Consider the following 22478-nt stretch of genomic DNA (forward strand, 5'->3'; position numbering starts at 1 on the left):
CAGCGCGAACGCGCGACCGGCCGCAGGCGAACACCGCAATCTGAAACAGGGGTCGCCTCACGTGGCGACCCACGACCTCAAAACCAGATCACTAGACGGAGGTCTCCACCAGGCGGGACCTGAGCGCCGTCACCACCGCCGGGTCGAGTCCGACGTGGCTCGTGACGTACGCGTACACCGAGCCGTACCGCTCGCGCAGGTCCGCCAGGAACAGCCGGATGACGTCGGCGGGCGCCCGGCCGTAGCCCGGCCAGCGCGGCTCCCGGCCCGGGTGCGCGGCCCGCCAGTCGTCGATCAGCCGCTCCGTGGCCAGCTCGGTGAGCGCGAAGTCCGCGAGGATCTCCTCGTCCGGGACCTCCAGGAGGCCGAGGACGACGGCCGCGAGCAGACCCGTACGGTCCTTCCCCGAGGCGCAGTGGAAGACGAGCGGCTCCTCGGCGGCGGCGATCAGCTCCAGGGCCGTACGGAGCTCCTCCGCCCCGTCCTCGGCGACCTCGGCGAACCGGTCGGCGAGGTAGCGCCAGGGGTCGAGGGCCGGGTCGATCGCCTCCTGGTCGTAGGGGCGGTGCTCGATGGAGAGGTTGTGCCAGGAGACCTCCTCGGTCTCCGGCAGGCGGCCCTTGCCGGCGATCTCCCACGGATAGCGCAGGTCGATCACCGTGCCCACGCCCAGCCCGCGGAAGCGCTCCAGGTCGGCGGGGCCGGCGTCCGCGAGCTTGCCGAGGGAGTCGGAGCGGTAGAGGACCTCCCACCGCACGGTCCCGCCGTCGGCGGTCCGATAGCCGCCCAGGTCACGGAAGTTGTGGAGTCGGTCGAAGGATATGTGTCGTCTCACGGCGGCCAATGTACGGCGACGGCCGACGATGATCTACGGCGCCGGCCGACGGCGAAGCACGGCGCCCGTGGTCTACGGGCCCACCGCCGCCCAGAAGCGGGCCGTTATCTCGTCCAGGTAGGCGCGGCCCTCGTCGCCGGTCGTCCCCGAGGCGCCCCAGCTGCTGGCCGCGACCACCCGTGCGTGGTACTCCGTGTGGAGCTGCTGGAGCGCGGACTCCACGATCCGCTTGGGCAGCGGCACCATCTTCACCGTCGGCTTCACGTACGCCTGCCAGCGCGTCGTCGCCGCGTCCCGCAGCACCTCGGCGAGCGCCTCGTCGCCGCCGGTCGCGGTGATCAGGGCGCGCGGGCCGAGACCGAGCACCTCGGCGAGGGCGGCGGTCTGGCGTTCGGTGCCGCGCCAGCTGCCCTCGTCCTCCATCCGCTGGTACGCGTGCGGCGCCACGCCCACCCGCCGGGCGAGCTCCTCGACGGAGAGCCCGCGCGCCACCCGGTGCTCGCGCAGCGTGGACGCGGCGGCGATCAGCTCGGCGGGGGAGCACCACAGGACGCCCGCGAGGGCGGTGAGCTCCTGCTCGTTCGGGACCGCCCGGCCGCGCTCCCAGGCGACGACGGTCTCGGGGTCGACGAAGAGGCCGTACTGCGCGCGCAGGCCGTAGGCGACGTGGCCGAAGGCCATGCCGAGGCCCTCGCGGAGGCGGCGCGCGGCCTGGGCGTCGAAGGGAGGGGAGGGTTGGTGCACCCGGCCACGGTAGGTACAAAGGGTGACGGCTGGCTACGGTGCGTTCGCCCAACGTGCGGGGTCGTAGGAACGTGGGAACCGGTCAGTAACCGCGGCCCGGCCCGTCGACCCAGCGGTACTGGAGCTCGGGCCGCCCGATCTGCCCGTACTGCGGGGCGCGCACGGCCCGGCCCTCCGTGACCAGGTGCTCCAGGTAGCGGCGGGCGGTGATCCGGGAGATCCCGACCGCCGCACCGGCCTCGGCGGCGGTGAGCCCGGCCGGGTCGGCCCGGAGGGTACGCGTGACGGCTTCGAGCGTCGGGGCGCTCAGGCCCTTGGGCAGCGCGGCGGGGTGCGGGGCCCGGAGCGCGGCCAGGGCCCGGTCCACCTCGTCCTGGCCGGAGGCCTCCCCGGCGGCCGCCCGGAACTCGGCGTACCGGGTGAGCCGGTCCCGGAGGGTGGCGAAGGCGAACGGTTTGAGGACGTACTGGACGACGCCGAGGGACACGCCCTCGCGGACGACCGCCAGGTCGCGGGCGGAGGTCACGGCGATGACGTCGGCGGAGTGGCCGGCGGCCCGCAGGGCCCGCAGCAGCTGGAGGCCGTGGCCGTCGGGCAGGTACAGATCGAGCAGGATCAGGTCGACCGGCGTCCGGTCGAGCACCCGCACGGCGGCGGCCCGCGAGTGCGCGACCCCGACGACGGTGAACCCCTCGACGCGCCCGGCGTAGAGCGCGTGCGCGTCGGCGGCGACGGGGTCGTCCTCGACGACGAGGACGCGAAGGGGGTACGGGCTCACGGGGCGACCTCCGTGGTGGGTGCGACGGGACCGCCGGGGCTCGTCCCGGCGGCCGGGCCCCACGCGCGCGTGGTACTCCCAGGGCCGGCGACGCCCGCAGGGTCGAGCGTGCCTGCCGTAACGGCGGCGCCGGCAGCGGCCAGCGGCAGCCGTACGGTGAACCGCGCGCCGCCCTCGTCCGCGTCCGTGAGGTCCAGCGTGCCCGAGGCGCGGGTGACCGCCTGGCGGACCAGGGCGAGGCCGAGGCCCCGGCCAGGGCCCCGGGTGGACCAGCCGCGGCCGAGGACCGCCTCGCGGTCGGCGGGGCGGACGCCCGGGCCGCTGTCGGCGACCCTGAGCAGCAGCTCGCCGTCGCCCGCGCGGGCCGCGACCGTGACCGTCACGCGCGCGTGCGGGGTCCCGCCGGCCGCCTCCACCGCGTTGTCGATGAGGTTGCCCAGGATCGTCACCAGGTCCCGGGCGGGCAGGGCCGCCGGCACCCGGCCGTCGTCGATGCGGCTGTCCTCGGTGAGGACCAGCTCCACGCCCCGTTCGTTCGCCTGCGCCGCCTTGCCCAGGAGCAGCGCCGCGAGGACCGGTTCGCCGACCGCGTCGACGACCCGGTCGGTGAGTGCCTGGGCGAGTTCCAGTTCCGCCGTCGCGAACTCCACCGCCTCGGCCACCCGGCCCAGTTCGATGAGCGACACGACCGTGTGCAGCCGGTTCGCCGCCTCGTGGGCCTGGGAGCGGAGCGCCTCCGTGAAGCCCCGCTCGGAGTCCAGCTCGCCGGAGAGCGCCTGGAGCTCGGTGCGGTCCCGGAGCGTGACCACGGTGCCGCGGCGCTCCCCGCCCACCACCGGGCGGGTGTTGACGACCAGGACCCGGTCGGCCGTCAGGTGCGTCTCGTCCACGCGCGGCTCCGAGGAGAGCAGCGCGCCGGTCAGCGAGGCCGGCAGGCCGAGGTCCGCGGCGGGCAGGCCGACGACCGCCTCGTCCAGGCCGAGGAGTTCCCGCGCGCCGTCGTTGATGAGGGCGATCCGCCGCCGCCCGTCGAGCATCACGAGCCCCTCCCGCACCGCGTGCAGCGCGGCCTCGTGGTAGTCGTGCATACGGCTGAGCTCCGTGGCGTTCATGCCGTGCGTGTGGCGGCGCAGGCGGGCGTTCACGACGTACGTCCCCGCGCCGCCGAGCGCGAGCGCCGCACCCGCCATCCCGAGCAGCGCGGTCACCTGCTTCCGTACCTGCTCGCTGATCTTGTCGATCGTGATGCCCGCGCTGACCAGGGCGACGACCCGGCCGTGGTCGAGGACCGGCACCACCGTCCGCACGGACGGGCCGAGGACGCCCAGGTGCGTCTCGGAGTAGAACCGGCCCTGCCGCGCCTCCTCGATGTGCCCGAGGTACGTGCGGCCTATCTGCTCCGGCTCCGGATGCGTCCAGCGGGTGCCGTCCGGGGCCATGACCACCACGAAGGCGACGCCCGCGTGGCGGCGCAGGGACTCCGCGTACGGCTGGAGGGCGGCCGTCGGGTCGGCGGAGTGCGCGGCGGCGACGACGGACGGCGAGTCGGCGACGGCCGCGGCGGTCGCCGTCGCCTGGCGCCGCGCGGTCTCCTCGGCCTGCGCGAGGTCCGTGACGTACGAGAAGACCGCGCACCCCGCCACGACGACGGCCACGAGCACGACCTGCATCGCGAAGAGCTGTCCTGCGAGGCTGCGGGGACGGGGGAGGCGGAGACGCATGCGGGTAAGTGTGCACGTGGGAACGTGCGCGGCGGCACCACGTTCCCGAATCGTTCTCGTCCCGCCGTGAACGAAACGCACGTAAGCGTGACCCGGGTCACAGGCTGATGGATAGTCGCGGAGGTCCACCGGGACGTGGACATCCATCAGCACGAGGAGGACCCCGTGGCCGCACGCCGGGACCGTACCCACTACCTCTATCTGGCCGTCATCGGCGCCGTACTGCTCGGCATCACGGTCGGCTTCCTGGCGCCGGGCGTCGCCGTCGAGCTCAAACCGCTCGGCACCGGCTTCGTCAACCTGATCAAGATGATGATCTCGCCGATCATCTTCTGCACGATCGTGCTCGGCGTCGGCTCGGTCCGGAAGGCCGCGAAGGTCGGCGCCGTCGGAGGCCTCGCCCTCGGGTACTTCCTCGTGATGTCCACCGTCGCACTCGCGATCGGTCTGCTCGTCGGCAACCTCCTGGAGCCCGGCTCCGGACTCCACCTCACCAAGGAGATCGCCGAGGCGGGCGCGAAGCAGGCCGAGGGCGCGAGCGAGTCGACGCCGGACTTCCTGCTCGGGATGATCCCGAAGACCCTCGTCTCCGCCTTCACCGAGGGCGAGGTCCTCCAGACCCTCCTCGTCGCCCTCCTCGCCGGCTTCGCGCTCCAGGCGATGGGTGCGGCGGGCGAACCGGTCCTCCGCGGCGTCGGGCACATCCAGAAGCTGGTCTTCCGCATCCTCGGCATGATCATGTGGGCCGCGCCGGTCGGCGCGTTCGGCGCGATCGCGGCCGTCGTCGGCGCGACGGGCGCCGCGGCGCTGAAGTCGCTGGCCGTGATCATGATCGGCTTCTACATCACCTGCGGGCTGTTCGTCTTCGTGGTCCTCGGTACGCTGCTCCGCCTGATCGCCGGGATCAACATCTGGTCGCTCCTGAAGTACCTGGGCCGCGAGTTCCTGCTGATCCTGTCCACCTCGTCGTCCGAGTCCGCGCTGCCTCGGCTCATCGCGAAGATGGAGCACCTGGGCGTCAGCAAGCCGGTCGTCGGCATCACCGTGCCGACCGGGTACTCCTTCAACCTCGACGGCACCGCGATCTACCTGACGATGGCCTCGCTGTTCACCGCCGAGGCGATGGGCGACCCGCTGTCGCTCGGCGAGCAGGTCTCGCTCCTCGTCTTCATGATCATCGCCTCGAAGGGCGCGGCGGGCGTGACGGGCGCGGGGCTCGCGACGCTCGCGGGCGGGCTCCAGTCCCACCGCCCCGAACTCGTCGACGGCGTCGGCCTGATCGTCGGCATCGACCGCTTCATGAGCGAGGCCCGCGCCCTCACCAACTTCGCGGGCAACGCGGTCGCGACGGTGCTCGTCGGCACGTGGACGAAGGAGATCGACAAGGCGCGCGCGGCGGAGGTCCTCGCGGGCCGGGTCCCCTTCGACGAGACGACGCTGGTGGACGACGGGCACGGGGCGGGCGCGGTCCCGGACCAGCGCGCGGGCGAGGGCGAGGAGAAGGCCAGGGCGGGCGTCTGAGCCACCGGCCCGGCGGGGCCTGGCCCCCGGTCGGGCCCCGGATCCAGCCGGACCCGCGCCCGGCGGGGCGATGCCCACTCCCCCCCCCGTGTGGGCAATCGTCCCGCTGGGCGGGACGGGTGGGCACACGGGACGGCGCCCTCCAGCGGCGCCTCCGCGTTCCGCGCCTGGACCCGCACCACGTTGTGCGCCGCACGTCAGGTGCGGGTCAGGGCGCGGAGCCTCTGGCGCCGGCAAGGGCGCCGTTCCGTTGTGCCCACCCTCCCCCAAGCTCTCGGCTTCGCTCGAGCAGGGGGGACCCCCATCGCCCCGGCGGAACGCATGCCCACAACGGGGCGGGCCCGTCAGTTCGTGTTCAGGGCCGTCAGGTCCTCCGGCGTGAGCCGTAGGGTCGCCGCGCCCGCCGAGTCCCGTGCCGTCGACGGGCGGCTCGCGCCCGGGATCGGGAGGACCGTCGGCGAGCGGGTCAGGAGCCAGGCCAGGGCCACCCGCTGCGGGCTGACACCGTGCGCGCGGGCCACGCGGTGGAAGGCGCCGAACTCCGGGTCCTCCTCAAGGGCCGACGCCCCGTCCAGGGAGCTCCGCGAGATCCCGCCCAGCGGGCTCCACGGCAGGAACGCGAGGCCCAGCGACGCGCACAGCCGCAGCTCCGCCTCGCTGTCCCGCACCGCCGGCGAGTAGCGGTTCTGTACGGAGACCAGCCGGTCGCCCAGGACCTCGCGGGCCAGGATGATCTGCTCACCGCTCACGTTCGAGACGCCCGCCAGCCGTACCGTGCCCGAGTCCAGCAACTCCCGTACCGCCCCCAGCGATTCGGCGTACGGGACGGCCGGGTCCGGCTTGTGCAGCTGGTACAGGCCGATCGCGTCGCCGCCGAGCCGCCGCGCCGAGTCCTCCGCCGCCCGCCGCAGGTGCCGGGGCCGGCCGTCGACGGTCCAGCCGCCGTCCGCCGTCCGCCCCCGGCCGCCCTTCGTCGCGACGAGCACGCCGTCCGTGCCGCCGCCGTACGAGGCGAGGGCCCGTCGCACGAGGAGTTCGCCCTCGCCGGGCGTCCCGCCCGGCGGGTGGTACGAGTCGGCGGTGTCGAGCAGCGTCACGCCCGCGTCGAGCGCGGCGTGCACCGTGGCGACGGCCCGCGCCTCGTCCGGCCGGCCCTCGATCGAGAGCGGCATCGTGCCGAGCCCGACGGCCCCGACGCGTACGTCCCCCAGCATCCGGTACCGCGTCATCGGCGCATCGCCCCGATCGTCTCCGAGACGGCCTTCGCGAGCCACTCCCCGGAGTCGGTGAAGGCGTAACCCAGCGACTCCGCACGGGAGTTGGACATGGCGTACGAGCGGGCGAAGGAGAACGGCGAGACCTCCCCGACCTCCACCTCCTGGAACACCGTCCGGCCGCCCACCAGCTTCTCGATCTCCGCGCAGATGCCGGCCGTCGTGAGCGGGGAGTGGGAGTGCGCGTTCACGGGCCCGGTGAAGTCCGCCCCGACCGCCCAGGCGAGGAACGCGGCGATCTCCTCCACGTACACATAGGTCGCCGGGTGGTTGGCCACCGGCACGGCGATCGGTTCGCCCGCCCTGATGCGCCGCGCGTAGTGGTCGAGCCGGCCCGTGAAGTCGTCCGCGCCGCCGAGGACGTGCGCCACCCGCACCGACGCCCAGGCGAACGGCGCGCCGCCCGCCGCGAAGACCGCCTCGGCCTGCCGCTTCCCCTCCCCGTAGTGCGCGTCGAGGAACTCCGGGTCCTCCCAGGGCAGTCCCGTGTCCACGGTCACCGTGGCCGGGTCCACGGCGGACTCCGCGACCGGGACGGCCGAGTCCTCGTACTCGTACACCTCGACCGTCGACGTCATCACATAGCGCCGGGTGCGCGTCGCGAACACCCGTCGGGCGATCTCGGCCTGGCGCGGCGTGTAGCAGACCTGGTCCACGACGACGTCGAAGGAACGGCCCGCGAGGACGGATGCGAGGGCGCTCTCGTCGTCGCGGTCGGCGACCAGCTGCTCGATTCCCTCCGGGGCCGCGGAGGAACCCCGGTTGAGCACCGTGATCCGGTGCCCGGATTCCCGCAGCAGTGCGATGAGCCGCTTTCCGAAATAGCGGTTCCCGCCGATCACCAGGATGTCCATGGACCTCAACTCCCCCAACTCCCTTGCCTTCGAAGACAAGTGTTACGTTGTGCGCCCGTTGATTGAAGGGGGAAACATGGGCGTGCAAGCCGTCCCGCCGAAGGAACCACGGCATTCGCGGGCCGCCACCGACGAAACCTCGGCGGCCGCTTTCGACCCCATCGACCGGCAGATCCTGGACCTCCTGCAGACCGACGGCCGCATCAAGCTCAGCGAACTCGGCCGCCGTGTCCGGCTCAGCCCCGCGGCCGTCACGGAGCGGGTCCGCCGCCTGGAGGCGAGCGGGGCGGTCACCGGCTACGGCGCGCACGTCTCGCCGGCCGTGCTCGGCTACGGCATCCAGGCCTTCATCCGCGTCAACCCCCACGGCGGCTACAACCTGAAGCACCCCCGCACCCTGGAGCTGACCGCCCGCCCCGAGGTCCTGGAGGTCCACCACGTGGTCGGCGAGGACTGCTGGATCCTCAAGGTCGCCGTCACCGACACCATCCACCTCGAAGAGATCCTGGAGCAGACCTCCGCCCTCGGCCGGACCACGACCTCGATCGTGCTGTCCTCCCCGGTGGTCCGCAAACCCCTCCTGCCGCCGTCCACACGCTGAGGCATACAGAAATACCCCGACTAGAATTGACAGTCGGGGTATTGCATCGCGTATATTCATTGATTCCGTGTCCGGACATGCCGGAAACGCGGAGAAGTTCAATAAACGCACTGTATCGCGCCGGGAGTCGAATTGTCAACCGAGGAATTTCGGAATGAGCAGCGATTCATCACCGATCTCTACGCACGACTCGACGACCTGAGGGACCAGGCCGAAGCCGCCGTCGAGCGCGCGCTGCGCACCCCCGGGGTCGGCAGCAGCCAGGGACGGCTCGAACGGGACGTGATGGTCGCCGAGCAGTCCGGGCTGCTCTCCGCGCTCAACGCCGGGGAGAGCGGTCTCTGCTTCGGCCGGCTCGTCTTCAAGGACGGGCGCGACCACCACATCGGCCGGCTCGGCATCCGCGAGGACGACCCGAACCGCACCCCGCTCGTCGTCGACTGGCGCGCCGAGATCGCCCGCCCCTTCTACCTCGCCACCGGGTACGAGCCGATGGGGCTCTCCCGTCGCCGGCACATCACCACCCAGGGGCGCGAGGTCGTCTCCCTCCACGACGAGGTCCTCGACCTCGCCGACGCCACCCGCACCGGCCACGAGAGCCGGGACGCCGACGAGGTGCTGCTCGCCGCGCTCGACGCCGCCCGCACCGGCCGCATGCACGACATCGTGCAGACCATCCAGGCCGAGCAGGACGCCATCATCCGCTCCCCGCACCGCGGGGTCCTCGTCGTCGAGGGCGGCCCCGGCACCGGCAAGACCGCCGTCGCCCTGCACCGCGCCGCCTACCTCCTCTACGCGCACCGCGAGCAGCTCGCCAAGCGGGCCGTCCTCATCGTCGGCCCCAACCCCGCCTTCCTCGGCTACATCGGCAACGTGCTGCCGTCCCTCGGCGAGACCGGCGTCCTCCTCGCCACCCCCGCCGAGCTGTTCCCCGGCGTCCGCGCCACCGGCACGGACACCCCGCGCGCCGCCGCCGTGAAGGGCGCCGCCGCGATGGCCGGCGCGCTCGCCGCGGCCGTACGGGACCGCCAGCAGGTCCCCGAGCGCGGCGAACCGCTGATCGTGCCGCACGAGGACGGCGACCTGGTCATCGACTGGGACATGGCCCTCGAAGCCCGCCACAAGGCCCGCGAGACCTTCCTCCCGCACAACCTCGCCCGCCCCTACTTCGTCTTCCGGATCCTCGACGCGCTCGCCGAGCAGCTCGCCGACCGCATCGGCGCCGACCCCTACGGCGGCCCCAACTTCCTCGGCCCCGACGACATCGCCCTGCTCGCCAAGGGCATCGCCGCCAACCCCGAGGTCCACGCCGCGATCGACGCCCTGTGGCCGCCGCTCACCCCGCAGGAGTTCCTCGCCGATTACCTCGCCGAGCCCACGCACCTCGCCTCCGAGGCCGACGCCGGGGCGATCCGGCGCGACGGCGGACCGTGGACCCCCGCCGACGTACCCCTCCTCGACGAGGCCGCCGAGCTCCTCGGCCAGGACGACTCCGCCGCCCGCGCCGCCGAGGAGGCCGAGCGGCAGAAGCAGATCCAGTACGCGCAGGGCGTCCTCGACGTCTCCTTCGCCTCCCGCACCTACGAGTTCGAGGACAAGGAGGAGCTCGACAAGGACGCCTCCGAGGTCCTCTCCGCCCACGACATCATCGACGCCGAGCGCTTCGCCGAACGCCACGAGGAGGCCGACCACCGCACCGCCGCCGAGCGGGCCGCCGCCGACCGCACCTGGGCCTTCGGCCACATCATCGTCGACGAGGCCCAGGAGCTCTCCGCCATGGCCTGGCGGCTCCTCATGCGCCGCAGCCCCAGCCGCTCCATGACCCTCGTCGGCGACCCCGCCCAGACCGGCGACCCGGCCGGCGTCGGCGCCTGGGAGTCCATCCTCGGCCCGTACGTCGCGGACCGCTGGGACCACGTCCGCCTCGGCGTCAACTACCGCACGCCCGCCGAGATCATGGACGTCGCCGCCGAGGTCCGGCGGGCCGCCGAACCCGGCTTCGAACCGCCCCGCTCGGTGCGCTCCACCGGTGTCGAACCCTGGGACCGGACCGTCGACGACCCCGTGAAGGAGGCCGCCGACGCGGTCGCCGCCGCACGGCGCGAGGAGGGCCGGATCGCCGTCATCGCCCCGACCGCGTTCCACCCCGGCCTGATCGCGGCCCTCCCCGAGGCCTCGTACGGCCCGAAGCCCGACCTCACCCGGCCGGTCGTCCTCCTCGACCCCCGGCAGGCGAAGGGCCTCGAATTCGACACGGTCCTCGTCGTCGACCCCGACGGCATCCGGGAGGGCGCCACGCACGGGATCAACGACCTGTACGTGGCGCTCACCCGGGCCACTCAGCGGCTGGGCGTCATCAGGCCGGCCGTCACGCGGGCCTGAGCCAGACCGTCGCGAGCGGCGGCAGCGTCATCCGCACGCTCGCCTCGCGGCCGTGCGACGGCACCGACTCGGTCTTCACCGGGTCGGTGCCCACCACGTCCGAGCCGCCGTACCGCGCCGCGTCCGTGTTCAGGACCTCCGTCCAGGCCGCGAACGTGTCCGGCACCCCGAGCCGGTAGTCGTGCCGCACCACCGGCGAGAAGTTGCACACCGCGAGCAGCGGCGAACCGAAGCCGTCGAACCGCAGGAACGCGAAGACGTTGTCCTCCGCCGCGTCCCCCACCACCCACTGGAAACCGTCCGGCACGGTGTCCCGCTCCCAGAGCGACGGCGTCGACGCGTACACCGTGTTCAGGTCGCGGACGAGATCCCGCACCCCCCGGTGGTCCGCCTCCGCCCCGTACGCCGGATCGAGCAGCCACCAGTCGGGACCGTGGTCCGCCGACCACTCCGCGCCCTGCGCGAACTCCTGCCCCATGTAGAGCAGCTGCTTGCCCGGGTGCGCCCACATGAAGCCCAGATACGCGCGGTGGTCGGCGCGCTGCTGCCACCAGTCGCCCGGCATCTTCGACACCAGCGACCGCTTGCCGTGCACCACCTCGTCGTGCGAGATCGGCAGGATGTAGTTCTCGCTGTACGCGTACACCATCGAGAACGTCATCTCGTGGTGGTGGTACTTGCGGTGCACCGGCTCCTTCGCCATGTACTGGAGCGAGTCGTGCATCCAGCCCATGTTCCACTTCATGCCGAAGCCCAGACCGCCGAAGCCGCCCGGCCCCACCTGGTCCGTCGCCCGCGTCACCCCGTCCCAGGCCGTCGACTCCTCGGCGAAGGTCACGACACCGGGGCAGCGGCGGTAGACGGTCGCGTTCATCTCCTGGAGGAAGCGGACCGCGTCCAGGTTCTCCCGGCCGCCGAACTCGTTCGGCACCCACTCGCCGTGCTCCCGCGAGTAGTCCAGGTAGAGCATCGACGCCACCGCGTCCACCCGAAGCCCGTCCACGTGGAACTCCTGGCACCAGTACACGGCGTTGGCGACGAGGAAGTTCCGCACCTCCTTGCGGCCGTAGTCGAACTCCAGCGTCCCCCAGTCGGGATGGTGCGAACGGCGCGGGTCCTCGTGCTCGTACAGCGGACGCCCGTCGAACTCCGCGAGCGCCCAGTCGTCCTTCGGGAAGTGCGCCGGCACCCAGTCCATCAGCACCCCTACCCCCGCCCTGTGCAGCGCGTCCACCAGGAACCGGAAGTCGTCCGGGGTGCCCATCCGGGCCGTCGGCGCGTAGAACCCGGTGACCTGGTAGCCCCAGGACCCGCCGAAGGGGTGCTCGGTGACCGGCATCAGCTCCACGTGCGTGAACCCGAGATCACGGACGTAGGCGGGCAGCTGCTCGGCGAGCTGGCGGTAGGTGAGACCCGGCCGCCAGGACGGCAGATGGACTTCGTAGACGGAGATCGGCGCCTCGTGCGGAGGCCGCACGCCCCGCCGCTCCATCCACTCCGCGTCCTCCCACGCGTAGTGCGACGCGGTGACGATCGACGCGGTGTTCGGCGGGCACTCCGTACGGCGGGCCATCGGGTCCGCGCGGACCGTGTGCGAACCGTCGGGCCGGGCGATGTCGTACTTGTAGACCGCGCCCTCGCCGACCCCCGGCACGAACAGCTCCCACACGCCCGTCGACCCCAGCGAACGCATCGGCAGCGCCGTGCCGTCCCAGTGCGTGAAGTCACCCGTGACCCGCACCCCGCGCGCGTTCGGCGCCCACACGGCGAAGCGGGTGCCCTGGACGCCCTCGTGGGTCAAGGGGTGCGAGCCGAGCGCCGTCCACAGCTCCTCGTGCCGGCCCTCGCCGATCAGGTGCAGGTCGAGCTCGCCGAGGGCCGGGAGGAAGCGGTACGGGTCGTGGACGGGCATCTCGTCCCCGTCGTACGTGACCCGGAGCTCGTATGCCGGGACCTTCCGCAGTCTCGGGATGAACACCGAGAACAGGCCGTCGCCGTCCTCGTCCATCAGGAGCCGCTTGCCCTTGGTGAGGACGGCGACCTCCTTCGCCCAGGGGCGCAGCGCCCGGACGACGACCCCGCCCTTCACCGGATGGGCGCCGAGCACCCCGTGCGGATCGTGGTGCTCCCCGGCGAGCAGCCGGGCCCGGTCGCCCGGGTCGAGCACGGGCGCCTTCCGTGCGGTGCTGGACTTCTTGCCTGAGGGACGGCCGGTCACGGGGGTGCCTCCTGGGGGCAGGGGAAGGGGCTACGGGAACGGAACGGTGCGGCGGCGGGGCGGGACACTCGGCCGAACGGGGCGCGTGGGGGTTTCGCAGGCGGGGGGTGGTGCGGCGGGCGGCCGGACTGCGCCGAACGTGTCGGGCCCGCCCGTCACGGGCCCGGCACGTCCGGCTCATCGGGTCGCGAGGCGTTCGATCGCGGACATCGGGACCGGGAGCCAGTCCGGGCGGTGGCGGGCCTCGTACACGACCTCGTACACCGCCTTGTCCGTCTCGTAGGCGCGGAGGAGCGCCGGGTCGGCCCGTGGGTCGGCGCCCGCCGCCTCCGCGTAGCCCGTGCAGTACGCCGCCCGGCAGCGCGAGGCCCAGTCCGCGTTCCAGGGCCGGTGCGTGCGGGCCGCGTAGTCGAAGGAGCGGAGCATTCCGGCGACGTCGCGGACGGTGGGCTGGGGGCTGCGCCGTTCGTCGAGCGGCTTCGCGGGCTCCCCCTCGAAGTCGATGACGGCCCAGCCGCCGTCGGAGCCGCGCAGGGTCTGCCCGAGGTGCAGGTCCCCGTGGATGCGCTGCACCGCGGCGCCGCCGCTCGCCGCGGCGAACACGGCCCGCAGGCCCGGCACGTACGGCAGCAGGGCCGGCACGGCCTGCGCGGCCGCGTGCAGCCGCCGGTCCATCGCGGCGGCGAGCTGCTCGGTCTCCGCGCGGGCCAGGCGCCGGGTGGGGAGCGCCTCGGCGAGGGCCAGATGGACCTCGGCCGTGGCACGGCCGAGGGCGCGGGCCTCAACCGTGAACTCCCGTCCGTCGGCGAGCGCGTCGAGCGCGAGCCGCCAGCCGTCCCGGGAGTCCCGGAGATAGGGCTGGAGGACGCCCAGGGTCGAGGCGCCCGACTCGAACCAGGCCACGGGCGCCGGGACCCGGGCGCAGCCGGCCCGGCTCAGCGCGAGGGGGAGTTCCAGGTCCGGGTTCGCGCCCGGGCTGACGCGCCGGAAGATCTTCAGGATGAACGAATCTCCAAAGACCAGGGACGAGTTGGACTGCTCGGCGTCCAGCATGCGCGGGGCGAGGGCGGGCGGCAGCGCCGTGGTGGCGTGGAAGCGGAGGGGGCCGGTGCGGCCCGGGGTGCGCAGCCGCTCGTAGAGGAGGCCGGCGAGCCGCGGGTCGCGCAGCCCTTCGTACACGGCGCGTCCGGCGAGCGGCCCCTGCCGGATCCGCCCGATCAGGGCGGGGCCGAGGCGGGGCGGGAGCTGGGTCCGTACGCCCAGGAGCAGTTGGTAGCAGTCGGCGGGGGTGCCGGCCGGGCGGCCGGGCTGTTCGACTCGTACGAGGAGGTGGAGGAGTCCGGGCCCGGTGCCGTCCAGGGGCAGCAGCTCGGTCGCCGCGTCCAGCGTGAATCCGGTGACCCGGCGGCCCTTGCCCGCGAACCAGCGCTGCCGTGGCAGCCATTCGTGGAGCAGGGGGGCGAGGGACGGGAGGAGGGCGTCCGGGGCCCGGGTGGTGGATGCGGTCTCCGGCATGGCATCGCGTCCTTTCCCCGGGGTGCGCAAGTGGAGTTCGTAGGCATTCAAATGCGCAGATTGTCCCGGATTGCGGCTGTGGCTGTCCGGATGTGCGGGACGTGTCGGAAAGGGAAGATCCGTATGGGCCCGGTAAGAAGGCCCGTATGGACCCGAATCGTGTGTCGTTCACAGTGCCCAGGGTGGGACGGGGGTAACCGCCCCACCCGGAACTGGCTGCGGCTCAGGCCTTCTTGAGACGGAACCAGTAGAAGCCGTGACCCGCAAGGGTCAGGAGGTAGGGCAGCTGCCCGATGGCCGGGAACTGCACCCCGCCGATGAGCTCCACGGGCCGTGTGCCGTCGAAGCGCCGCAGGTCGAGCTCGGTGGGCTGGGCGTGCCGCGAGAAGTTGTTCACGCACAGCACCAGGTCGGCGTCCATTCCCTCTTCGGGGGCGGTCTCCCTCAGGAAGGCGAGCACCGCCGGGTTGGACGCCGGGAGTTCCGTGTACGTCCCCGTCCCGAAGGCGCGGTTCTGCTTACGGATCTCGATCATCCGCTTCGTCCAGTGCAGCAGCGAGGACGGCGAGGCCATGCCCGCCTCGACGTTGGTCACCTGGTAGCCGTGGACCGGGTCCATGATGGCCGGCAGGTAGAGCCGTCCCGGGTCGCAGGAGGAGAAGCCGGCGTTCCGGTCGGGGGTCCACTGCATCGGGGTCCGCACCCCGTCCCGGTCACCGAGCCAGATGTTGTCGCCCATGCCGATCTCGTCGCCGTAGTACAGCACCGGCGAGCCGGGCAGCGAGAAGAGCAGGGCGGTGAACAGCTCCATCTGCTTGCGGTCGTTGTCGAGGAGCGGGGCGAGGCGCCGCCGGATGCCGATGTTGGCCCGCATGCGCGGGTCCTTGGCGTACTCGGCGTACATGTAGTCGCGCTCTTCGTCCGTGACCATTTCGAGCGTGAGCTCGTCGTGGTTGCGCAGGAAGATGCCCCACTGGCAGCCGGAGGGGATCTCCGGGGTCTTCGCCAGGATCTCGGAGACCGGGTAGCGGGACTCGCGCCGCACGGCCATGAAGATCCGCGGCATGACCGGGAAGTGGAAGGCCATGTGGCACTCGTCGCCGCCCGAGCGGAAGTCGCCGAAGTAGTCGACGACGTCCTCCGGCCACTGGTTGGCCTCGGCGAGCAGCACCGTGTCCGGGTAGTGGTCGTCGATCTCCTTGCGGACCCGCTTGAGGAAGGCGTGGGTGGCCGGGAGGTTCTCGCAGTTGGTGCCCTCCTGCTGGTACAGGTACGGCACCGCGTCGAGCCGGAAGCCGTCGATCCCCAGGTCCAGCCAGAACTTCAGCGCGGACAGGATCTCCTCCTGCACCGCCGGGTTCTCGTAGTTGAGGTCCGGCTGGTGCGAGAAGAACCGGTGCCAGTAGTACTGCTTGCGGACCGGGTCGAAGGTCCAGTTGGAGGACTCGGTGTCGACGAAGATGATCCGGGCGTCCGCGTACTGCTTGTCGTCGTCCGCCCAGACGTAGTAGTCGCCGTACGGGCCTTCCGGATCGCGCCGCGACTCCTGGAACCACGGGTGCTGGTCGCTGGTGTGGTTCATGACGAAGTCGATGACCACGCGCATGCCGCGCTGGTGGGCCGCGTCGACGAACTCCACGAAGTCGGCGAGGTCGCCGAACTCGGGGAGCACCGACGTGTAGTCGGCGACGTCGTAGCCGCCGTCCCGCAGCGGGGACTTGAAGAACGGCGGAAGCCAGAGGCAGTCCACGCCCAGCCACTGGAGGTAGTCCAGTTTGGACGTGATGCCCTTCAGGTCGCCGACGCCGTCGCCGTTGCTGTCCTGGAAGGAGCGGACGAGGACTTCGTAGAACACCGCCCGCTTGAACCAGTCGGGATCGCGGTCCTTGGCGGGGGTGTCCTCGAAGGTGTCGGGGACGGGCTCGTTGACTGTCGTCATGATGTGGGTGACCCTCCGGTCTGCGGGGACGGTCGCAGGACGAGGACGTGCGCGGGCGTGACACCCGGTTCCAGACGCACGTAACTGGCCCTGCCCCAGTGATAGGTATCGCCGGTGAGCTCGTCGCGCACCGGCACGGTCTCGTGCCAGTCGAGGCCGAGTTCCGGCATGTTCAACGAGAGTGAAGCCTCCTGGGTGTGGTGCGGGTCGAGGTTGACGACCACCAGAACGATGTTCGAACCCGAGCGCTTCGAGTACGCGATCACCTGCGGGTTGTCGGTGTCGTGGAACGTCAGGTTCCGCAGCCGGCGGAGGGCCGGGTGACGGCGCCTGATCCGGTTCAGGGCGGTGATCAGCGGGGCGATCGTCGCCCCCGCCCGCTCCGCCGACTCCCAGTCACGCGGCCTGAGTTCGTACTTCTCCGAGTCCAGGTACTCCTCGCTGCCGTCACGCAGCGGGGTGTTCTCGCACAGCTCGTACCCGGCGTACATGCCCCAGGAGGGCGACAGCGTCGCCGCGAGCACCGCCCGCGCCTCGAACGCCGGTCGGCCGCCCTCCTGGAGGTAGGCGTGCAGGATGTCGGGGGTGTTCACGAAGAAGTTCGGCCGCATCAGCGCGGCCGTCTCGCCGGACAGCTCGGTGAGGTACTCCGTCAGCTCCTCCTTGGTGTTGCGCCAGGTGAAGTACGTGTACGACTGCTGGAAACCGATCGCGCCGAGCGTCCGCATCATCGCCGGGCGCGTGAACGCCTCCGCCAGGAAGATCACGTCCGGATCCGCCCCGTTGATCTCGCCGATCACCCGCTCCCAGAACACCACCGGCTTGGTGTGCGGGTTGTCGACGCGGAAGATCCGGATGCCGTGGCCCATCCAGAACCGCAGCACCCGCACGGTCTCCGCGACGATCCCGTCCATGTTGTCGGGGGCCGCGTCGAACGCGATGGGATAGATGTCCTGGTACTTCTTCGGCGGGTTCTCCGCGTACGCGATCGAACCGTCCGGGCGGTGGTGGAACCACTCCGGATGCTTCTCCACCCACGGATGGTCCGGCGAGCACTGGAGCGCGAAGTCGAGCGCGACCTCGATCCGCAGCTCCCGGGCCCGAGCCACGAACGCGTCGAAGTCCTCGAAGGTCCCCAGGTCCGGATGGAGCGCGTCGTGCCCGCCCTCCGGCGAACCGATCGCCCACGGCACGCCGACGTCGCTCGGCGACGCCGACAGCGAGTTGTTCGGCCCCTTGCGGTGGGTCTCGCCGATCGGGTGCACCGGCGGCAGGTAGACGACGTCGAAGCCCATCGCCGCGACCGCCGGGAGCCGTTCGGCCGCGGTACGGAAGTTCCCCGGGACCGTACGCCCCTTGACCTTCCGCACGCCCTCCGAGCGCGGGAAGAACTCGTACCAGGAGCCGAACAGGGCCCGCTCGCGCTCCACCTGCAACGGCAACGCGGGGGAGGCGGACAGGAGTTCGCGCAGCGGGTGGCGGTCGAGGGCGTCGACCACCTGCGGGGCGAGCGCCGCCGCGAGCCGCACCGCGGCCGGGCGCGACACGTCACGCAGCACGTCCGCCGCCGCGAGCACCGCCTCCCGGCCGCCGCCCTTCTTCGGGACGCCCTTCGCGGCCCGCTCGTGCAGCTCCGCGCCCTCGGCGAGGACCAGTTCGGAGTCGATCCCGGCCGGGATCTTGATCCTCGCCGTGTGGCGCCAGGTGGCCACCGGGTCGCTCCACGCCTCCACGGTGTACGTCCACGGGCCCTCGGCGTCCGGGGTGACCTCGGCACCCCACCGGTCGGTGCCCGGGGCGAGTTCGCGCATCGGGGTCCAGGGCCCCGGCCGGCCCGACGGCCCGCGCAGCACGACATTGGCGGCGACCGCGTCGTGGCCCTCGCGGAAGACGGTCGCCGTCACCTCGAAGGACTCTCCGGCCACCGCCTTCGCGGGGCGCCGGCCGCAGTCGACCAGTGGGCGGACGTCCAGTACGGGAATGCGTCCCATGAGCGGATTCACCGTGCTTCTCGCCTGGGAGCCGGTCCCTTCTGGGGCAGAAGGGGAAGTGTCCTTGGAGCGGAGCCGCGCGGCGACGGTGTTCTCTCCGGTGTGCGCTGAGGACAAGTTGGTCTCCGATGATCGATCGTACTAGCGTGTTCTGCGTGAAGATCGTGGTGCGGGTGAAGTTGTTGCCCGGGTCCGCGTATGACACGGACGCGCTGGCGGCGACCCTGCGCGCCTGCAACCGCGCCGCGAACCATGCTTCCGAGGTGGCGTTCGCCAGGGGCCTCCAGCGGCGGAATGTGTTGCAGAAGGAGGTGTACTTCGCCCTCAAGGCGGATTACGGCCTCGGGGCCCAGCCGGCCGTGCGGGTGGTGAAGAAGGTCTGCGACGCCTACGCCGCCCTGAAGGGCAACGTCAGGGCCGGGAACCTCGGCCGGGTGGGTTCGAAACGCCGTGTGCGGGCGGAGTCGAAGCCGATCGTCTTCCGTGAGGACGCGGCCCAGCCGTTCGACGACCGGATCCTGACGTGGAACCTTGACGCCCGTACCGTGTCGATCTGGACGGTGGCCGGGCGGCTCAAGCACACGCCCTTCGCCTGCTCCGACGAGGCTCTGCAGTTGCTCGCCTCCCGTAGGGGGGAATCGGACCTGGTGATGCGGGACGGCATGTTCTTCCTGATCGCCACCGTCGACCTGCCCGAGCCCGAGGTGTTCGAGCCGGACGGCTTTCTTGGCGTGGACCTGGGCGTCGTCAACATCGCCACCACCTCGGACGGCGAGATCATGGCCGGCCGCAGACTGAACCGCTACCGGCAGCGGCACCGTGATCTGCGGACCAAGCTGCAGAAGAAGCGCACCAAGTCCGCGAAGCGGGCATTGAAGCGTGTCCGTCGCCGTGAGGCGCGGCACGCCGCGAACACCAATCACGTCATCGCCAAACGGCTCGTCGCCACCGCTGAACGCACCTCGCGCGGGATCGCCCTGGAAGACCTCTCGGGCATCCGGCGTAGGGTCACGGCCAAGAAGGACCAGCGGGCACGGCTGCACTCCTGGGCGTTCGCCCAGCTCGGCGGCTTCGTCGAGTACAAGGCACGCCGGGCGGGGGTGTCCGTGGTCTTCGTGGACCCGCGCAACACTTCCCGGCAGTGCTCGGAGTGCCGGCACACCCATCGCGCGAACAGGGTGACCCAGGCACGGTTCGTGTGCCGGTCCTGCGGGGCCGTCCTGCACGCGGACCACAACGGCTCCCGCAACATCTCCCGCCGGGGCGAGGCTGTGTGGAAGCGGGGCGCGGTCAACCGCCCCAGAACCAGCGGAAGCTGATTCCGGACGCAGGGGACCACGCGGCAACCAGTCGCGCTCCACTTGCAATCACGGCCTTTCGCGGATCGGGTGACGAACTCGGTCCTCGGTAGCCGAGAAGTCGACAGCATCACCTGACGGGGTACGGGGGTGCGGGTGGTGGTGCGCTCTTTCTAGCTCCGTCGACGGCCGGCGGGTTGCGGGCATGACGGCTCCTGTCCGCGTTCACTCGGATGGCGGGTCCACAGGGATGAACAAGGAGGAACGAGAGCTCGGAGAGACGGGTTCGAGGGTTGTACCGGAGGAGCCTTCCCACGGTGCTCGGGTGGGCAATCCGGCGCCTTGTTAACTACTCGGGCGTAGCAACACCGGCAAGCCCACGACCCGGACAAGAAAGAAGCCCCGCCTTTGTGGGGCGGCCCGGTTTCCCCTGGAGGGGAAAATATTTGCGAGTTGAGGCACTGGTGTCCCGTCTGACACCATCCCCACCTTCGGTGCGCACGACGCCACCGCCGATCCGGGGGGATCGCATCACGTGAAGAGACCTGCCAGCCCGAGACGCGTCCCGGCCTTGGCCGCGACCGTCGCCCTCGCCCTGGCGATGACCTGGGGGAGCGCGGCCCCGGCTGCCGCACACCGGGACGGGTGCCACCGCTGGCACTCCTGCCCGTCCGACTCCGGCTCGTACGTCTGCGGCGACACGGGCCACTTCAGCGAATGCGGGTACAGCTCGCTGCCCGGCTCGGGCACCGGGAGCGGTGCCGGCTCGGATCCCGGCGACTCCGAGGAGTACGACTTCGATCCGCCCGAGATCCCGGCGGTCAAGAACCCCACTGCAGCCGCGGGCGGCAAGGTCACGCTCACCGTCACCGCCGAGCGCGGCTCGACCATCGAGGTGCGCGACGAGGACCTCGCCAAGGCGGTCGAGGCCACCGCGACCGGTTCCGCCCAGCGGATCACCTTCACCGCCGAGGACGGCGAGCACGCCTACACGGTCGTGGCGGTCGACCCGGCGGGCAACAGCAGCGAGGCCACAGCCGAGTTCACCCTCACCACGGACGCCACCGCGCCCGAGGCCACGCTCACCGTCACCCCAGCAGACCTGACCACCGCGGCCGTCGCCGTGTCGGTCCACGGCGAGCAGGACGCCACGTACGAGATACGCGTCGAAGGACGCGCGGAGAGGACGACCGGCACCCTCGGGCCGGCCGGGACGGTGCGCCAGGACCTGTGGCTGCCGAACGGCAGGCACCGCGTCACGGTCTCCGTCCGCGACGCCGCCGGGAACACGACCGTCCGCACCACGCAGGCCGTCGTCGACCTCGCCGGCCTCCGGCCCCTCATCGCCCACGAGACGGACTACGCGACCCGCACCCCCGCCCTGCGGATCACCGGACCGCGCGGCGGCAAGGGCACCCTCACGGTCGACGGGGCCCGCGCCGAAGTCCTCCTCGACCCGTCCGGACAGGCCACCGTGCCGATCCCGCTGTCCGACGGGTCCTACACGGCCGAGGTCACCCTGACCGACCCCTTCGGCCGCCACGGCACCGCGCGTTCGACCGCCTTCACCGTCGACACGACGCCCCCGGCGCTCACCGTCGCGTACGACACCGAACGGGCCCGCTACGGTGACGCCGTCGTCGACATCACCGGCGAGAAGGACCGTCGGGCCGCCATCCGCCTGCCCGACGGAACGACCCGGCAGCTGATGCTCACCGGCGCCCGTCAGACCGAGACCCTGCACCTGCCGCCGGGCACGCACACGATCACCGTCACGGTGGCCGACGCCGTCGGCAACACCACCCGCAGGACCGTCGACCTCCGCCTGTCCGACGAGTGGACGACCGGAGAAACCGTGCGCGCCCTCCTCTGGTGGCTCGGAGCCCTGGTCCTCCTGGCCGTCGGCGGCGTGCTGCTGTGGCGCGGCCGCCGCCGCGTCGTCGTCCGGTACGCCCGATGGCGCGAGGACGCACGCGTGGCCGCCGAGGAACGCGCCGCACGCGCACGGGAACAGGCGCGACTCCAGGCCAGGGATACGTACGCGCACGAACTCGCCCAATGGCAGCGCGAACGCGACCGGCTGGCCGAACTGCTCGACCTCGCCTCGAATCCGCCCGTCGGCGAGTTCTCCGGCCCGGCCTTCCGCTGGGGCCGGCGCAAGCCCGGAGAGCAGGTCCTCTTGGTGGCCACCGGCGCGCTGGTGGAGGCGCGTACCCGCCAGGGAGTCGGACACACCGAGCGGACCGAGACGGGCGAGATCGCCGTCACGGACCTCCGCCTCGTGTTCCAGGGGGCCGCCAAACGGCGCGAATGGGAATACGGCAAGTGGCTGCACCACCAGCACGACACCACGGGCCAGACCCTGATCACGGTCACCAACCGGAAGAAGGCGTCGGGCGTGGCCTGCCCGGCCGCCGACGCCGAGCGGCTCCGCGTCGTGATCGACACCGCCCTCGCGAAGGCGCGCGGAGAACGGTCCGACGTCGCGGACCGGGCCCGCGACCGGCTCGCCGCACACGAACGACGCAGGCCCGCCGAACCGGCCGGGGTGTGACCGGGGCGCCCGCCTTCCCGGGTGGACCGGTGTCTCCGGGAGGTACGGGCGGACGCCGGCCGGCCGTCTTCCGAGGGGCCCCGGACGGCCGTCGACCGTCCGGGCGCGAGGGGGACCGGCGGCATGGCCGTGCGATCGACCGTGCCGTCGGACTCACCCGGACCACCGTCGTCCGGGGCTCCCCTGCGCACCGCCGGGCGCCCAGGGCGCCCCAGGCGCCCTGGCGGGCGCCACCCGCGGTGGCCTAGCCTCC

General features: G+C 72.1%; 15 protein-coding genes. 5 read left to right on the forward strand and 10 right to left on the reverse strand.

Features of this window, described 5'->3' with window-relative positions:
• Positions 1-91: 91 nt before the first annotated feature.
• The 4 genes from ACZ7HT_RS32815 to ACZ7HT_RS32830 form a co-directional block, all read right to left on the reverse strand.
• Positions 92-835 (reverse strand): tyrosine-protein phosphatase, encoded by a 744-nt coding sequence (locus ACZ7HT_RS32815; protein WP_471172668.1) that lies wholly within the window; start codon positions 833-835, stop codon positions 92-94.
• A gap of 72 nt (positions 836-907) precedes the next feature.
• Positions 908-1579, reverse strand: coding sequence for a helix-turn-helix transcriptional regulator (locus ACZ7HT_RS32820; RefSeq protein WP_471172669.1), 672 nt, complete (start codon positions 1577-1579; stop codon positions 908-910).
• An 82-nt stretch (positions 1580-1661) separates the two neighbouring features.
• A complete protein-coding gene (locus ACZ7HT_RS32825; protein ID WP_471172670.1) occupies positions 1662-2357 on the reverse strand; it encodes a response regulator in 696 nt (231 codons plus the stop codon).
• Positions 2354-4078 (reverse strand): sensor histidine kinase, encoded by a 1725-nt coding sequence (locus ACZ7HT_RS32830; RefSeq protein ID WP_471172672.1) that lies wholly within the window; start codon positions 4076-4078, stop codon positions 2354-2356. The genes ACZ7HT_RS32825 and ACZ7HT_RS32830 overlap by 4 nt, the downstream gene beginning before the upstream one ends.
• 135 nt (positions 4079-4213) lie before the next feature.
• Between ACZ7HT_RS32830 and ACZ7HT_RS32835 the strand changes: the two genes are divergently transcribed.
• Positions 4214-5599, forward strand: coding sequence for a cation:dicarboxylate symporter family transporter (locus tag ACZ7HT_RS32835; protein ID WP_471172673.1), 1386 nt, complete (start codon positions 4214-4216; stop codon positions 5597-5599).
• Positions 5600-5943: 344 nt separating this feature from the next.
• Here ACZ7HT_RS32835 and ACZ7HT_RS32840 read toward each other — a convergent pair whose 3' ends face one another.
• Both ACZ7HT_RS32840 and ACZ7HT_RS32845 read right to left on the reverse strand, forming a co-directional pair.
• Entirely contained in the window at positions 5944-6828 is an 885-nt protein-coding gene (locus ACZ7HT_RS32840; protein WP_471172675.1) for an aldo/keto reductase, read from the reverse strand.
• Positions 6825-7727 (reverse strand): NAD-dependent epimerase/dehydratase family protein, encoded by a 903-nt coding sequence (locus ACZ7HT_RS32845; protein WP_471172677.1) that lies wholly within the window; start codon positions 7725-7727, stop codon positions 6825-6827. Before ACZ7HT_RS32845 ends, ACZ7HT_RS32840 begins: the two co-directional genes overlap by 4 nt.
• 76 nt (positions 7728-7803) lie before the next feature.
• Between ACZ7HT_RS32845 and ACZ7HT_RS32850 the strand changes: the two genes are divergently transcribed.
• Both ACZ7HT_RS32850 and ACZ7HT_RS32855 read left to right on the forward strand, forming a co-directional pair.
• Positions 7804-8328: an Lrp/AsnC family transcriptional regulator gene (locus ACZ7HT_RS32850; protein WP_471172680.1), complete on the forward strand. Its 525-nt coding sequence runs from the start codon at positions 7804-7806 to the stop codon at positions 8326-8328.
• A gap of 132 nt (positions 8329-8460) precedes the next feature.
• A complete protein-coding gene (locus ACZ7HT_RS32855) occupies positions 8461-10710 on the forward strand; it encodes a HelD family protein (RefSeq protein ID WP_471172683.1) in 2250 nt (749 codons plus the stop codon).
• Here ACZ7HT_RS32855 and glgB read toward each other — a convergent pair.
• From glgB to ACZ7HT_RS32875, 4 genes are all read right to left on the reverse strand, one after another.
• The gene (glgB, locus tag ACZ7HT_RS32860) at positions 10697-12928 is read right to left on the reverse strand and encodes a 1,4-alpha-glucan branching enzyme (protein ID WP_471172685.1); all 2232 of its coding nucleotides are present in this window, start codon (positions 12926-12928) and stop codon (positions 10697-10699) included. The two genes, ACZ7HT_RS32855 and glgB, sit on opposite strands and share 14 nt — an antisense overlap.
• Before the next feature lie 177 nt (positions 12929-13105).
• Complete coding sequence (locus tag ACZ7HT_RS32865; protein WP_471172688.1) at positions 13106-14443, reverse strand: maltokinase N-terminal cap-like domain-containing protein; 1338 nt, start codon at positions 14441-14443, stop codon at positions 13106-13108.
• 223 nt (positions 14444-14666) lie between these two features.
• Entirely contained in the window at positions 14667-16382 is a 1716-nt protein-coding gene (gene treS / locus ACZ7HT_RS32870) for a maltose alpha-D-glucosyltransferase (protein WP_471172691.1), read from the reverse strand.
• Positions 16379-18373 (reverse strand): alpha-1,4-glucan--maltose-1-phosphate maltosyltransferase, encoded by a 1995-nt coding sequence (locus ACZ7HT_RS32875; protein WP_471172692.1) that lies wholly within the window; start codon positions 18371-18373, stop codon positions 16379-16381. The genes treS and ACZ7HT_RS32875 overlap by 4 nt, the downstream gene beginning before the upstream one ends.
• Before the next feature lie 128 nt (positions 18374-18501).
• Here ACZ7HT_RS32875 and ACZ7HT_RS32880 point away from each other — a divergent pair, with 128 nt between their 5' ends.
• A complete protein-coding gene (locus ACZ7HT_RS32880; RefSeq protein ID WP_471172693.1) occupies positions 18502-19692 on the forward strand; it encodes an RNA-guided endonuclease InsQ/TnpB family protein in 1191 nt (396 codons plus the stop codon).
• 550 nt (positions 19693-20242) lie between these two features.
• A complete protein-coding gene (locus ACZ7HT_RS32885) occupies positions 20243-22225 on the forward strand; it encodes a COG1361 family protein (RefSeq protein ID WP_471172695.1) in 1983 nt (660 codons plus the stop codon).
• Positions 22226-22478: the final 253 nt, after the last annotated feature.

The organism is Streptomyces sp. NPDC037410, assembly GCF_055602235.1.